This is a genomic window from Alphaproteobacteria bacterium LSUCC0396, assembly GCA_041228345.1.
In the GTDB taxonomy this organism is placed as follows: Bacteria; Pseudomonadota; Alphaproteobacteria; order Puniceispirillales; family Puniceispirillaceae; genus UBA3439.
Genome location: CP166131.1, coordinates 128,889 through 143,544 on the forward strand (window position 1 = coordinate 128,889; position 14,656 = coordinate 143,544).

General features: G+C 53.3%; 12 protein-coding genes. 6 read left to right on the forward strand and 6 right to left on the reverse strand.

The features are described 5' to 3' along the window. Window positions 1–48: 48 nt before the first annotated feature. The 5 genes from glp to AB8881_00635 all read right to left on the reverse strand — a co-directional run bounded on the left by glp (window position 49) and on the right by AB8881_00635 (window position 4,681). A complete protein-coding gene (gene glp, locus AB8881_00615; protein ID XDZ63431.1) occupies window positions 49–1,311 on the reverse strand; it encodes a gephyrin-like molybdotransferase Glp in 1,263 nt (420 codons plus the stop codon). Then, window positions 1,298–1,774, reverse strand: a complete 477-nt coding sequence (gene moaC, locus AB8881_00620; protein XDZ63432.1) for a cyclic pyranopterin monophosphate synthase MoaC — start codon at window positions 1,772–1,774, stop codon at window positions 1,298–1,300. Before moaC ends, glp begins: the two co-directional genes overlap by 14 nt. Before the next feature lie 28 nt (window positions 1,775–1,802). Further along, a complete protein-coding gene (gene trpC / locus AB8881_00625) occupies window positions 1,803–2,606 on the reverse strand; it encodes an indole-3-glycerol phosphate synthase TrpC (GenBank protein XDZ63433.1) in 804 nt (267 codons plus the stop codon). A 4-nt stretch (window positions 2,607–2,610) separates the two neighbouring features. After that, window positions 2,611–3,633: an anthranilate phosphoribosyltransferase gene (trpD, locus tag AB8881_00630; protein XDZ63434.1), complete on the reverse strand. Its 1,023-nt coding sequence runs from the start codon at window positions 3,631–3,633 to the stop codon at window positions 2,611–2,613. A 373-nt stretch (window positions 3,634–4,006) separates the two neighbouring features. Continuing rightward, window positions 4,007–4,681 carry an aminodeoxychorismate/anthranilate synthase component II gene (locus AB8881_00635; protein ID XDZ64475.1) on the reverse strand — a complete coding sequence of 225 codons (675 nt, stop codon included), beginning with the start codon at window positions 4,679–4,681 and terminating at the stop codon, window positions 4,007–4,009. 414 nt (window positions 4,682–5,095) lie between these two features. Here AB8881_00635 and rplM point away from each other — a divergent pair, with 414 nt between their 5' ends. Then, complete coding sequence (gene rplM / locus AB8881_00640) at window positions 5,096–5,563, forward strand: 50S ribosomal protein L13 (protein ID XDZ63435.1); 468 nt, start codon at window positions 5,096–5,098, stop codon at window positions 5,561–5,563. Window positions 5,564–5,565: 2 nt separating this feature from the next. Next, entirely contained in the window at window positions 5,566–6,075 is a 510-nt protein-coding gene (rpsI, locus tag AB8881_00645) for a 30S ribosomal protein S9 (GenBank protein ID XDZ63436.1), read from the forward strand. 149 nt (window positions 6,076–6,224) lie between these two features. Here rpsI and AB8881_00650 read toward each other — a convergent pair whose 3' ends face one another. Continuing rightward, entirely contained in the window at window positions 6,225–6,845 is a 621-nt protein-coding gene (locus AB8881_00650) for a tetratricopeptide repeat protein (GenBank protein ID XDZ63437.1), read from the reverse strand. Window positions 6,846–7,089: 244 nt separating this feature from the next. On the opposite strand from AB8881_00650, the gene AB8881_00655 reads away from it, so the two are divergent. The 4 genes from AB8881_00655 to recJ all read left to right on the forward strand — a co-directional run bounded on the left by AB8881_00655 (window position 7,090) and on the right by recJ (window position 14,561). Further along, the gene (locus AB8881_00655; GenBank protein XDZ63438.1) at window positions 7,090–10,734 is read left to right on the forward strand and encodes a hydantoinase B/oxoprolinase family protein; all 3,645 of its coding nucleotides are present in this window, start codon (window positions 7,090–7,092) and stop codon (window positions 10,732–10,734) included. 20 nt (window positions 10,735–10,754) lie between these two features. Then, on the forward strand, window positions 10,755–11,315 hold the full coding sequence (locus tag AB8881_00660) for a winged helix DNA-binding protein (GenBank protein XDZ63439.1): 561 nt from the start codon (window positions 10,755–10,757) through the stop codon (window positions 11,313–11,315). A 127-nt stretch (window positions 11,316–11,442) separates the two neighbouring features. Further along, window positions 11,443–12,750 (forward strand): homoserine dehydrogenase, encoded by a 1,308-nt coding sequence (locus AB8881_00665; protein XDZ63440.1) that lies wholly within the window; start codon window positions 11,443–11,445, stop codon window positions 12,748–12,750. Continuing rightward, complete coding sequence (recJ, locus tag AB8881_00670; protein XDZ63441.1) at window positions 12,750–14,561, forward strand: single-stranded-DNA-specific exonuclease RecJ; 1,812 nt, start codon at window positions 12,750–12,752, stop codon at window positions 14,559–14,561. Before AB8881_00665 ends, recJ begins: the two co-directional genes overlap by 1 nt. Window positions 14,562–14,656 lie beyond the last annotated feature (95 nt).

Sequence of the window (14,656 nt, forward strand, 5' to 3'; positions counted from 1 at the left end):
GCGGCGTTTGTGTCTTGCTGGCTTTTGCTGCCAAAAAATAGGGGCGGCCTAATATAGGGGCGGGAGAGGCATAACCCACACACGCTCACCAGCGGCTTTGGCGGGATCGAAGGGCGGGCGAATAATGAACGCATTCGCATTTGCGAGTACTGACATCATCGAGCTATCTTGGCGCGGTGCCGGGGTGACCGTCTGGCGACCATCCTTGGTGGAAATAACGGCACGGATGTAATCTTGGCGTTGATCATTAGCCTCGACATCGACCGAAAGCGGCAATTCAAACTGCAATGGATCGGCGCTGCCACCAACCATATGCGCAATAGCCGGCCGCACAAACACCAACGCGCAGACTGCCGTTGAGACAGGGTTTCCGGGAAGCCCGATCAGGGGAATGTTGTTAACGTTACCTGAAATGAGCGGTTTGCCCGGACGCATAGCGATTTTCCAGAAATTCAGCGCGTTTTCGGCGCTGCTTCCAAGATCTGAAACAATATGATCATGCGTTCCGACCGAGGCGCCACCGGTGGTAACAACAAGATCAAGCGCACCTGCTTGCTGAACTGCTTTCAGCATCGCGCCCGGTTTGTCGCGGGCAATCCCCAGATCGACCGCGTGCCCGCCGCAAGCGGTGATGAAATTCATCAAAAAGCTGGCATTTGAGCTGATAATCTGACCGGGACCAGGCATCTCACCCGGGCGCACTAATTCATCACCAGTCGACAACACGCCGACGCGGGGGCAGGCACGCACTGTTGCGGTGGTCAAACCCGCGGCAATGGCAAGCCCGATTGACCGCGCTGACAACAGCGTTCCAGCCGGTAAAATCACCTGACCCGCGGTGATATCAAGGCCAGCAGGCCGAATATAGCGGCCAACCGGCTCAGCGCTTCGAACGGTGATAACAACGCCGTTTTCCTCGGCAACCGGATCAACATCTTCTTGAATGACAATCGTATCAGCGCCATCAGGTATCGCCGCCCCGGTAAAGACCCGCACAGCCTGTCCAGCAGCTATTTCACCATCCCAAGGATGGCCTGCAGCAGATTCGGCAATTCGCGTTAATTGGCAGGGAAGCTGGGTCACATCAGCACCGCGAACCGCATATCCATCCATCGCCGATACTGCCTGTGGCGGCAGGGTCAGCGCCGCTGTCAAATCTTCGGCAAGGGTAAAGCCCAAAGCCTGTTCAAGCGGCTTTCGTGCCGGCGTTGTTTGTGGCAAGCGCTCAATAATGGCGGCCAATGCCTGATCAACTGGCAGCAGCGGCGATTTGCCAGCTGGTTTGGATGCATCCGGCCTATTCGGCATCATAACTGCCCGATTTACCGCCCGATTTATGGGTTAGCCTTATATTGCCAATTTCCATACCGCGATCAACAGCTTTGCACATATCATAAACCGTAAGCGCCGCCGTTGAAACCGCAGTCATCGCCTCCATTTCAACCCCGGTTGGCCCTGAAACGGCACAAGTTGCGGTGATCTGAATTCCGGGTAGTTCAGGGTCTGGTGCAAGATCAAGGGTAACATGATCAAGTCCAAGCGGGTGACAAAGCGGGATCAAATTTGCGGTTTGTTTTGCACCCATTATTCCTGCCAGCCGCGCAACTCCCAGAACATCGCCTTTCTTGGCGGTACCATCAGTGATCATAGTCAGTGTTTCGGGCTGCATACGGATATGCCCCTTAACCACAGCAATGCGCTTGGTGTCGGCCTTGCTGCCAACGTCAACCATATGCGCGTTACCGTCGCTATCGAAATGGGTAAATTCAGCCATGGGTTTTTCTTTCTTAAACTTGAAACGCCTACGAACGGGGCACAGGATTAGCCAAAATAGCCTTTGTTGCTGCTGCGACATCATCGGCACGCATCAGGGACTCGCCAATCAGAAAACAGCGCGCACCAACCGCCGCCATCCGCGCAAGATCCGCCGGGGTAAATAACCCACTTTCAGCAATCGCAATGCGGTCATCTGGCAAGTGGGGCAGCATCGCCGCGCCAACATCAAGCGATATTTCCATCGTTTTGAGGTTACGGTTATTAATCCCCATAAGCGGCGAGCGTAATTTGGCCGCGCGCGCTAATTCATCGGCGTCATGGCATTCAATCAAAACATCCATGCCATATTCCGTGGCACAGGCCTCCAGCTCGGCGGCACGCGCATCATCAAGCGCCGCCATAATCAGCAGAATACAATCTGCACCCATGGCGCGGGACTCGACGATTTGCATCGGATCAATCATAAAATCTTTACGAAGTACAGGCAGGCTGACCGCATCTCGCGCCGCAACAAGATATTCGGGCGCGCCTTGAAACCATTTACGGTCGGTCAAAACCGATAAGCAGGTTGCCCCACCTGCCTCATAGGCTGCGGCCAGATGCGCCGGATCAAAATCAGCGCGGATCAGACCTTTCGACGGTGACGCTTTCTTCAGCTCGGCAATCAGCCCATAACCAGCTGCGCTATCACGCGCCAATGCAGCGGCAAATCCGCGAACCGGCGAGGCCGCCTTGGCCGCGCTGTCCAGTGCTGCAAAACTTTGCGCCTTGGCAAGCGCGCTAACCTCGAGATGTTTTTCGTCGATGATGGTTGCCAAAACATTACTCATCTAATCATGCCTTATCATTGGTGATTGCAATCAGACCATCCAGCGCGGCAAGTGCCTTGCCCTCATCAACAGACGCTGACGCCATTGCGGCGCCTTTTGATAAATCGGCAACATGGCCGCCAGCAACCAATGCCGCGGCTGCATTGAACAGAACAATATCACGATAAGGGCCGGTTTCACCTTCCAATAGGGCACGAAGATAGCGCGCGTTATGTTCACCATCACCACCGCGAAGCTGATCCATTTTTGCGGTTTTCACGCCGATATCTTCAGGCGAAATGGTAAATTCCCGAACCTTGCCATCGACAAGCGATGCAACATGGGTCTTACCGGTTGTGCTGACCTCATCAAGGCCGTCCGCCCCATGCACCACCCACGCATGCGTCGTGCCAAGCCGCGCTAGAACATGCGCAAATGGCGCACAATAGCTTTGATCAAACACCCCGACCATGATGCGTTTGACCAATGCCGGATTAGACAGCGGGCCAAGAAGATTGAAAATCGTGCGCACACCAAGCGATGCGCGAACCGGTGCAACATGGCGCATCGCAGAATGATGACGCGGCGCCATTAAAAAGGCGATATTGACCTCGGCGAGGGCACGTTCGACAAGCGCGATATCGCAATCAACGTTAATCCCAAGCGCCGATAATACATCCGCAGCGCCGCTTTTTGATGACACCGCTTTATTCCCATGTTTTGCAACCGGAATACCGCATCCGGCAACAACAAAGGCACTGGCCGTCGAGATATTGTAAGTGCCAAACCCATCCCCGCCCGTACCGACGATATCCATCGCAAGATCACTTGCCGGAATGGTTAAAGCCTTTGCCCGCATTACCGTGGCAGCGGCGGCAATATCATCAACCTGCTCGCCGCGAATTTTCAGCGCGATAAGAAAGGCAGCCATCTGCGCCTCGCCAACATCACCATCCATAATTGCGGTAAAACAATCCTGAATGGCGGCAGGCGTTGGCCGTTCGCCGGCAATCAGCGCGGTCAGGGATGACTTTACAATTTCAGACATAAACCCAATTTCCTTTTTTTACGGCGAGTTACGCCAAGCGGTGCGAAAGTCCGATTAATGCCGGTTTATGAGCCGATTATCATAGATGCGTCCGCTATTTTGCTGCGCCAGACTATATTGGCCAAGCGCCCGCAATGCAAGGCATCGCTGCCCAACCGAAAAGGGGGTTTAAGACGCCACAAGCCGTACAGAGGCCGGATAGAGGCCGTATAGAGGCCGTATCGTGCCTGTATCGTGTCTTTATCGAGGCAGAAAACTAGGCGCGGGCTGGATGCGGCCGATTTACGGATCAACAGCTGGCCTTTTTCAGCCTAAGATGGGCAGTTTTACGTGGACAGCTTTACGTGGGCAGATGAATGTGGGCAGGGCAGCTTTACGCGTGCATCTGTTCAGGAAACCGCTGGTCTAGTCGCAGAATTTGCGCCTCCAGCCGATCCAGCGTTTCGCCAGATGTGATACTGTGCCCACAAATCTCGAGAAACCGTGCCAGAATACGATAGCCTGCCACCGAAGCAATCGACTCAGGGTGAAACTGCACCCCATGCAGCTCGGCCGTGTTATGCGAGATGCCCATGATGGCACCCGCGGCAGTGCGCGCGGTCACAGTCAATTCGGCGGGAAGGGTGGCCTCGTCAACCACCAGCGAATGATAGCGCGTAACCGGAAATTCATCAGGACACAGCGCCAAAACATCACTTTTCACCGCGTTGCTGCGGGTCTTTGCTACCAGTGACAATTTGCCATGAACAGGCGGATCAACGCGCATGATGGTGGCACCAAACGCCGCCGCCAAGGCCTGATGCCCAAGACAAACCCCAAGAAGCGGTGTACCCGCTGTCTTTGCCGCCAGAATAAGATCCATCGTAATGCCGGCATTTTGCGGCGTTCCGGGGCCGGGCGAGACAATAATGCCGTCCGGATTACGCGCAATCACCTCATCAGCCGACACGGCATCATTCCGCAAAATCTCGACCTCAGCACCGAGATCTGACAGGAAATGCCACAAATTCCATGTAAAACTGTCGTAGTTATCGATCAGAACGAACAAAATATTGCCCTTTTGAAAAACGTGTTTTATGCCAGTTGCCAGACGGTTTTTTCCCATGCGGCATCTACTAATGTCTTACCCGCTTTTATCAAACCTGCCAAGGCCGCTATGGCAAGACTGCCCAAGGAGGCAGTCGTGATATCGACAAATCCCGCCATAACCAAGTCATAACCAAGTTACAACCAAAGCAATAACGGTTTCTAAAGGACGAAAAAACAACGAAAAAATATGTGGTAAAATAATACCGTATAAATAAGATATTGAAATACATCACTATTTATTATTTTCAGTTCAAAATAACATTTGACGCTGTCAGGGAAACTGCCTATAACCCGCCACAGTAGCGCTTGCGAGGGTTTATGGGGGTTTTGGATTGCCATAAGCGCAGGCTATTTTTTAAATGGAGATGATAACATGCCTTTGCCAAGGACTTATGTTGCAACGCCAAAAGACATCGAGAAAAACTGGTTCGTCATCGACGCAGCCGATCTCGTTCTTGGGCGTCTTGCATCGCTTGTTGCCATGCGCGTACGCGGCAAGCACAAGCCAACCTATACACCAAACATGGATTGCGGTGATCATATTATCATCGTCAATGCCGAAAAGGTGCATCTGACCGGTAACAAGCGCAATGCCAAGACCTATTACTGGCATACAGGCCATCCGGGCGGCATTAAAGAGCGCACAGCTGACAAAATCCTCGATGGTCGGTTTCCGACCCGTGTGATTGAAAAAGCTGTCGAGCGGATGATCCCGCGTGGCCCACTTGGCCGTCAAGCAATGCGCAACCTGCATATCTATGCAGGCCCAAGCCACCCGCATGAAGCACAGCAGCCGGTCGCGTTGGATGTTGCTAGCATGAACAAAAAGAATGTGAGGTAGTCATGGCCGAAGATACACAAAACACAGAAACACAGGCCGAAGGTCTAGCGGCATTGGGCGCGATCAGCGCAGATGCACCTGTTGCCGAAGTTGCAGCAGCACCAGCTGAGCCTAAAATTGACAATCTTGGCCGCTCATATGCGACTGGCCGCCGGAAAGACGCCGCTGCCCGTGTATGGGTAAAGCGGGGCACTGGTCAGATCACCGTCAATGGCCGCAAGGTTGAGGTTTATTTCGCCCGCCCGGTGTTGCAGATGATCCTTGCCCAGCCGTTTGATGCTACCGAGCGTGTTGGCGAGTTCGATGTCATTGCAACGGTTCGTGGTGGCGGCCTATCTGGTCAGGCCGGTGCGGTTCGTCATGGCATCAGCCGCGCCCTTACGCTGTTTGAGCCGGGTCTTCGCCCTGTGTTGAAAGCAGGCGGGTTCCTGACCCGTGACCCACGCGTTGTCGAGCGTAAGAAATACGGTAAAGCCAAGGCACGCCGTAGCTTCCAGTTCTCAAAGCGTTAAAGTCTGGTTTACAAAAAAATACAACAATTACAAGGGCTGGCGTTTTGCCAGCCCTTTTTTGATGGGCGCGAGATGGCGTTAAAGGCTGATGTTAAAAGCTGGCGTTTCTGGTTTTTCCATTCATTTATGTCATTAATGAGTTGGCACCCTCAATAGCCCGTATAATTTTTTTCAATGCAATCTTCTGCCTTCGTCTGAGCTTTTTTGACCTGAGCGACGGTCATTTTATTAGCAACGACATCACGCATCTCTACCGGAACTCTATCGCCACCCATCGCCGCAATATTCAGCCACATATGCGCGGCTTGATAATCTTTAGAAACACCTCGCCCCTCAAAATACATCACGCCCAAATTATATTGAGCCTCGGCAAGTCCCTGTTTGGCGGCAAACTTAAAGCATTTCGGTGCAGCGACATAATCTTGGTCAACGCCTTGCCCGTTGCGGCACATTAACCCCAGATTATACTGAGCCGTGGCAAGTCCCTGTTTGTCCGCAAAGATGTAACGTTTTTGCGCTGTCTCATAATTTTGGGGAACGCTATATCCATGGTGATACATGAACGCTGAATTAGTTATAGCGCTGGCATTACCCTTTTCGGCTGCCAGTTCGAATTCGCGCAATGCTGCCGGATAATCACCTTTTTGATACGCGACAACCCCATTTTTGAACTGAGGAGAACTTTCCGCATCGGTGATCAGGAGTATGGGATTTGACCAATTGTCGGGATCTTTCAACGCGGTGTTTTTTGGCTGTGTGTTTTTTTCCATGGCTAGAGGTTTGCACAGACAAGTTTGGCGCGCAATCCTTAAATTGATTTAAGATACTGGTTTTATTATATAAATTAATGCTTTATTAACAATTACGCCTGGAATAGGCCGCGATAACCGATTGAGATTTTCGATGCAAACACATCTAATTTCGCCCTCTATATCCATGCTATATTTTCCACATTGACAAAATGTTGATAATTTATAAACGTTATGGATTACCGCTATTTGGAAAGACCGGCACATGACACAGCAGGCATACACCCCGCAGGATAAATCAGGATGGCAATTCTGGGTCGATCGGGGTGGCACATTCACCGATCTTGTTGCGCGGGCGCCCGATGGCACGCTGACAACGCATAAACTATTGTCGGAAAACCCCGAGGCCTATGAAGACGCGGCCTTACAGGGGATCCGCGATATTCTGGGTCTGGCATCTAACGCGCCATTGCCAGCGGCGGCAATTGATGCGGTGAAAATGGGCACGACGGTGGCGACAAACGCGCTGCTGGAGCGAAAAGGCGACGCTACATTGCTGGTCGTAACCAAGGGGTTTCGTGACCAGCTGCGCATTGCCTATCAGGCGCGTCCGCGTTTGTTCGACAAAGAAATCATCCTTCCCGAAATGCTGTATGACCGTATTGAAGAGGTTATTGAGCGTGTCGATGCCAAGGATAATGTTCTTATCCCGCTGAATCTGGATGATCTGGCACCGCGCCTGCAGGCGGCGTTCGACGATGGTATTCGGGCTATTGCGATTGTTTTGATGCATGGTTACCGCGTGCCGGCGCATGAATTGGCGATTGCGGAACTGGCGCGCAAAATCGGCTTTACGCAGGTTTCAACAAGCCATGGCACCAGCCCGATGATCAAATTTGTCGGGCGCGGCGATACCACCGTTGCCGATGCCTATTTATCGCCGATCCTGCGCCGCTATATTGGCCGGCTGGCAAGCGATATTGACCAGTCAAAGGGCGCCAAGCTGCAATTGATGCAATCGAATGGTGGCCTGACCGATGCCAGCCTGTTTCAGGGCAAGGATGCGATTTTATCTGGCCCCGCGGGCGGCATTGTTGGCGCGGTAAAGACTGCCAAACAGGCAGGGTTTGACAAGGTTATCACTTTTGATATGGGCGGCACATCGACCGATGTTGCGCATTATGAAAATGCCTATGAGCGAGTGTTTGACACGGTTGTTGCGGGTGTCCGGATTCATGCGCCAATGCTGTTAATCCATACGGTTGCGGCTGGTGGCGGCTCTATTTGCCGGTTTGAACATGGCCGCTTTCAGGTTGGGCCGGAAAGCGCTGGGGCCAATCCGGGGCCTGCCTGCTATCGGCGCGGCGGCCCGCTGGCGGTTACCGATTGTAATGCGATGCTTGGCAAGCTGCAGCCGCAATATTTTCCTCATCTGTTCGGCCCCAACCAGGATGAGGCGCTGGACGTTGCGCCAGTGCGCGCCGGTTTTGCCGCTCTGGCAGCCGAGATTGAGGCAGAAACCGGTATCCGGCGCAGCGAAGAAGAAATCGCCAGCGGGTTTTTACGCATCGCGGTTGAAAATATGGCGAATGCGATTAAGAAAATCTCGGTTCAGCGCGGCTATGATGTGACTGAATATGCGCTGCAATGTTTTGGCGGGGCAGGTGGCCAGCACGCCTGTCTTATCGCTGATGTCTTGGGAATGAAAACCGTTTTGATCCACCCGTTTGCCGGCGTTCTATCGGCCTATGGCATGGGGCTGGCGGATGTTACCGCGCTTCGTGAGCGCACGCTTGAAGCAGGGTTTGACGCTGGCCTGATGGCGCGGCTGCAGCGCGAGCTGGATGAGCTGGCCGCACAAAGCGAGGATGAGCTGGCCGGTCAGGATATTGCCAGCGCGCGCATTGAAACCCATCGTTATGTTCATCTTCGTTATGATGGCTCGGACACGGCGTTGCCAGTGCCGTTTGGATCAATCGCATCGATGACCGCCGATTTTGAGGCTGCTTATCAGTCTCGTTTTGGCTTTTTGATGCCCGATAAAGCGGTTGTTGCTGCCACCATCTCGGTCGAGTCAATTGGCCGGAACTTTGATGTTGAAAACAATGTCACCGCCGCATCCGATGCGCCGCTGGAAATTCTGGATCATGTCCGATGCTTTATGGACGGCCAGTTTGTCGAAACGCCGGTTTATGCCCGCAGCGCGATTGCCGCTGGCCAACGCATTATGGGGCCGGCGCTGATTGCCGAGGCAACCGGAACCAATGTTATCGAGCCGGGCTGGCAGGCAGAAATGACCGATATTGGCAATCTTGTTGTCCGGCGTGTTGTTCAGCTGGCGCCGCGCGTTGCAATTGGCACAAGCTGTGATCCGGTCATGCTTGAGGTGTTCAATAATCTGTTTATGTCAATTGCCGAACAGATGGGCTATACCTTGCAGAACACGGCATTGTCGGTAAATGTCAAGGAACGGCTGGATTTTTCATGTGCCATCTTTGATCCCGAGGGCGCCTTGATTGCCAATGCGCCGCATATGCCGGTGCATCTTGGCTCGATGGGCGAGTCCGTTCGGGCGGTCATTCGCAGCAATGATGGCAATATCAATGCCGGTGATGCGTTTGTGCTGAATAATCCCTATAATGGGGGCACACATCTTCCAGACATTACCGTGATTACGCCGGTATTTGACGATGATGGGCGCGATATTCTGTTTTTTGTCGCCTCTCGCGGGCATCACCCCGATGTTGGCGGCCGCACCCCCGGATCAGCGCCACCTGACTCGAAACATATCAATGAAGAAGGTGTTCTGATTGATAATTTCAAGCTGGTTGATGGCGGGGTTTACCGCGAAGCTGAAATGCGGGCGATTCTGAACGGGGCAAAATATCCAGCCCGTAATACCGATCAGAATATTGCTGACCTGCGGGCGCAATTGGCGGCAAATGAAAAAGGCGTCCGTGAATTGCATAAGATGGTTACGCATTACGGCCTTAAAACAGTCGTTGCCTATATGGGCCATGTTCAGGACAATGCCGAAGAATCTGTGCGCCGCGTTATTGATGTGTTGAAAGACGGCAGCTTTACCTATCCCATGGATAATGGTCAAAAGGTTAAAGTCACGATTTCGATCGATAGGGCCAGCCGGTCAGCCACCGTTGATTTCACCGGTACCAGCAAACAGGGGGCGAATAATTTTAACGCACCTGCGGCTGTATGTCGTGCAGCTGTTTTGTATGTTTTCAGAACCTTAGTGGCTGATGATATCCCGATGAATGAGGGGTGTCTAAAGCCGGTTGAGATTATTCTTCCCGATGATTGCATGTTAAAGGCGCAATATCCGGCCGCGGTTATAGCTGGGAATGTAGAAACCTCGCAGATTGTTACCGATACGCTCTATGGTGCGCTTGGCGTGATGGCGGCAGCGCAGGGCACCATGAATAATTTCTTTTATGGCAATGCCACTTATCAATATTACGAGACCTTGTGCGGTGGGTCGGGCGCGGGGCCAGATTTTGACGGTACTGATGCGGTTCACACCCATATGACCAACAGCCGATTAACCGATCCCGAAGTGCTGGAATGGCGCTATCCTGTATTGCTGGAAAGTTTTGAAATTCGGCATGGATCGGGCGGTGCAGGCCAGCATAATGGCGGTGATGGCGTTCGGCGGCGATTGCGGTTCTTGGAAGATATGGAGGCGGTTATTCTCGCCAATCATCGGATCGTTCCGCCGTACGGGATGAATGGCGGCGATAACGGCGCCCTTGGCCGGAATTGGGTCGAGCGCACCGATGGCACCATTGAGATGCTGACCGCAACCGATATCCGCCAGATGAGTAATGGTGATGTGTTTGTTATCGAAACACCCGGTGGTGGCGGCTTTGGCAAAAGTAATAGGGCGGCTGAGTAGCCAGTAATAAAGAGAGCGCCATGACCCAGCATGAAACAGCAAAACCGGATGCCAAGCGAATTGTATCGTCATCGCATCTTGTGTCGGAAAAGGCCGCCGAATTAAGCGAGGTTGAATATGGGCTGATCGTCGCGTGGAACGCCTTTGGCAAATGGATGGTAAAGGCCATGGCAACAGCGGTTGCTGATGCCGGGATCACGGTCAGCGGCGGGACTGACCTTGGAGTCCTCGATATTTTATGTCTGCATTCTGTCAACCATCGGGCGCGACCAAAAAAACTGGCAGATATCTGCTTTAAATTGAATGTCGACGATACCCATACCGTCAATTATGCGCTGAAAAAACTATTGAAAGCTGGCCTTGTCAGCAGTGAAAAGCACGGCAAGGAAGTGCTTTATGCCACGACAGCGGCTGGTATTGATCTCTGCCTTCGGTATCGCGCCGTGCGTGAGGCTTGCCTTGTTGACGGATTTGTTGCGTTTGACAGCGGCAGCGGCGCGGAACTGGCTGAAGTTGCGCGCCAATTACGGCTTTTATCGGGGCTTTATGATCAGGCCGCGCGCAGTGCAACCAACCTGTAAACCCCAATTATGGGCAAATTGGCGGTAATGTCGGGCTGGAGCCTTGCCAGAAATCAGCCAAATGGTTACACCATTGCAATGCCTTTTTCGGTGGGCAAACCGATCAATATTAAAAAGTGAAGTTGTGATGACAATAGCAAAGTCAGGTTTAAGAATCGCTATCGCTGGCCTTGGAGTTGTTGGGTCTGAGGTTGCACGCCAATTGATGAGCCGCGCAGACGATCTTGGCATGGCGGCAGGACAGCCGCTTCATCTGGTTGCGGTCAGTGCGCGCGACCGTTCAGCCGATCGTGGCTTTCAGCTGGATAATATTGACTGGCATGATGATGCAGTTGCGCTAGCGGGGCGAGATGACGTCGATATCATTGTCGAGATGATTGGTGGCAGTGAAGGGCCTGCGCTGGAACTGGCGCGTAAATCACTGGCGTCGGGCAAGCATTTTGTGACCGCCAACAAAGCCATGATCGCACATCATGGTACCGAGCTTGCAAGGCTTGCCGAGCAGAACAACGCAGCCTTGATGTTTGAAGCCGCGGTTGCTGGCGGCATTCCTGCGGTAAAAACCCTTCGCGAAGGTTTGGCCGGTAACCAGATCAGCCGCGTTGCTGGCATCTTAAACGGTACGTGCAATTATATTCTTTCGACCATGGAGAGCAGTGGCGCAGGGTTTGATGACGTGCTGGCAGACGCCCAGCGCCTAGGCTATGCCGAGGCCGAGCCTAGCTTTGATGTCGATGGCATTGATGCGGCGCACAAGCTGACCATTCTAGCTGCGATTGCGTTTGGCCAGCAGCCTGATTTCAATGCGGTGTCTATCCAAGGGATTCGTGATGTATCGTCGGTTGATTTTGCCTATGCAAATCAGCTTGGGTTCAGAATCAAACTCGTTGGGGTTGCTGAACCGGGCCTAATGCCGCGGATGCAGACCTGTATGCTGCCGCTTGATAGCCAGCTTGCCAAAGTCAACGGCGTGCTGAACGCGGTTGAATTTCATGGCGCGCCAGTTGGCAGTGTGCTTGCGGTAGGCCCGGGAGCGGGCGGTGGCGCAACATCATCTGCAGTGCTTTCAGACCTGATTGACATTGCGGCGGGGCGGGGCGGCCTTGCATTTGGCAAGCCGGTGGATCAGCTGACTGATGCCAGCGGCGTCAGAAACGGGGCAGGGCCGGATAAAGCATTTTATGTGCGTTTGATGGTTGTTGATCAACCGGGCGTTTTGGCAACGGTAACAGCGATTCTGCAAAAGCATGATATTTCGGTAGAGGGTTTGCTCCAGCAGGGGCGCGCCCCAGGTGATGTTGTTGCGCTGGTTATGACGACCCATGAAACGCCGGTTGCCAGCATGACCCGAGCACTGGATGAGATGGAACAGCTGCCAATTGTTAATGCGAAACCTGTCGCAATGCCGATCTTGCCTGCGGATATGGAGAGCTGATGTCGAAGGACGCTTTCCTTGGCATTACTCAATCGGCAAGCGGGGCGCGCTGGATCGGCGCTCCAAATCAGCTAGCAGGGCCGAATCAGGAGCGGCTAGCCGCTGCACTTACGGAATTTTTTGATGATTTGCCGATGCCGCTGGCACGAATCATGGCCGGTATGGGCCTAACTCCAGAGACTGCATCACATTATGTTGATCCGAAAATCCGTGATCTTTTACCAAATCCGTCACGTTTCAAAGATTTGGACAAGGCCGCAAACCGGCTGGCCGATGCGGTAATTGGCAAAACACCTATTGGAGTTTTTGGCGATTACGATGTTGACGGCGCAGCAGCGGCCGCCTTGCTGATATGTGTTATGCACGAACTTGGGGTGAATTGCGATGTTCACATACCCGACCGCTTTACCGAAGGCTATGGGCCTAATGTCGGGGCATTGATGGCACTAAAGGAAAAGGGCGCCGCGCTGTTGGTAACAGTTGATTGCGGTATTACCGCCCATGCGCCGCTGGCCGCGGTTGCCGATACAGGGCTGGATGTGATCGTAATTGACCATCATATTGCCGGGCCTGAATTGCCGCGGGCACATTCGGTAGTTAACCCCAACCGGCTCGATGAGGACGGCCAATATGGCTATCTTTGTGCCGCTGGTGTGGTTTTTATTGTGCTTGTCGGGATGGTGCGCGCATTGCGTGAAAAGGGATATTTCACCGCTGGTACAGCTGCGCCTGATTTGCTGGCCTATCTCGACATTGTCGCATTAGCCACGGTTTGTGATGTCGTTCCGCTGCAAGGGCTAAACCGTGCCTTTGTCCGTCAGGGTTTAAAGGTGATGGCAGAACGCCGGCATCCGGGTTTGACCAAGCTGGCGGATGTTGCCGGCATGAATAATGCGCCAAACACCTATGCGTTTGGCTTTTTGCTCGGCCCACGCATAAATGCCGCTGGCCGGATTGGCGGGTCGGGTCTGGGGGTAAAGCTTTTGGCGTGTCGGGACACCGACGAGGCGGCGGGGCTGGCGCTTCGGTTGGACGAGATGAACCAACAGCGCAAAAAAATCGAAGACGGCATTAGAATTGCCGCGATCGACCGTGCGGCCGATAATGAAAACCCCGTTTTGATTCTCCATGATAAAGACTGGCATGAAGGGGTCATTGGCATTGTTGCAGGGCGGGTGCGCGAACGTTTCGGCAAACCGGCCTTGATTATTGCGATGAATGATGACGGAACAGGGAAAGGCTCTGGGCGCAGTATCCCCGGGTTTCGTCTCGGAAATGCAATCATTGCCGCACATCAGGCAGGTATTCTAGAAGGTGGCGGCGGGCATGATATGGCCGCAGGGTTTACCGTGAAGGCTGACAAGATTACCCAGCTGCAAGGGTTTTTGAATGACCGCCTTATGACTGATCTTAACGGCGTTATCCCGCAGGCAATTCACAAAGCCAGTGGTCTGCTCAGCATTGCTGGGTGCAAACCTGACCTTGCTGATTGGCTAGACCGACTTGGCCCTTTTGGTAGCGGCAATCCCGAACCGCGCTTTGTGATCCCCGATTGCCGAATTAAATCGGCCAAATTTATTGGTGAGGCGGGCGCGCATCTTTCCTGTCGACTGGATGATGGCAGCGGAACATTGAACGCGATTGCGTTTCAGGCTGGCGGCACCCCGCTTGGTCAGGCGGTAAGTGAAGCGCGTGATGGTCACTATCTCCATATACTTGGCCGGGTTCGACGCGATCGGTTCCGCGGCGGCAATGCGATGCAGTTTGAAATTGATGATGTGGCGGTTCCACCGCTTGCATTTGCCCGCTAGGCCTCAAATTTCATCTTGCTTTGAAAGGTTTTTAGGAAAAACGCAAAGAGATGATAAAAGCGGCTTGATTTGCCCGCCGCTTTTGACTAAGACAA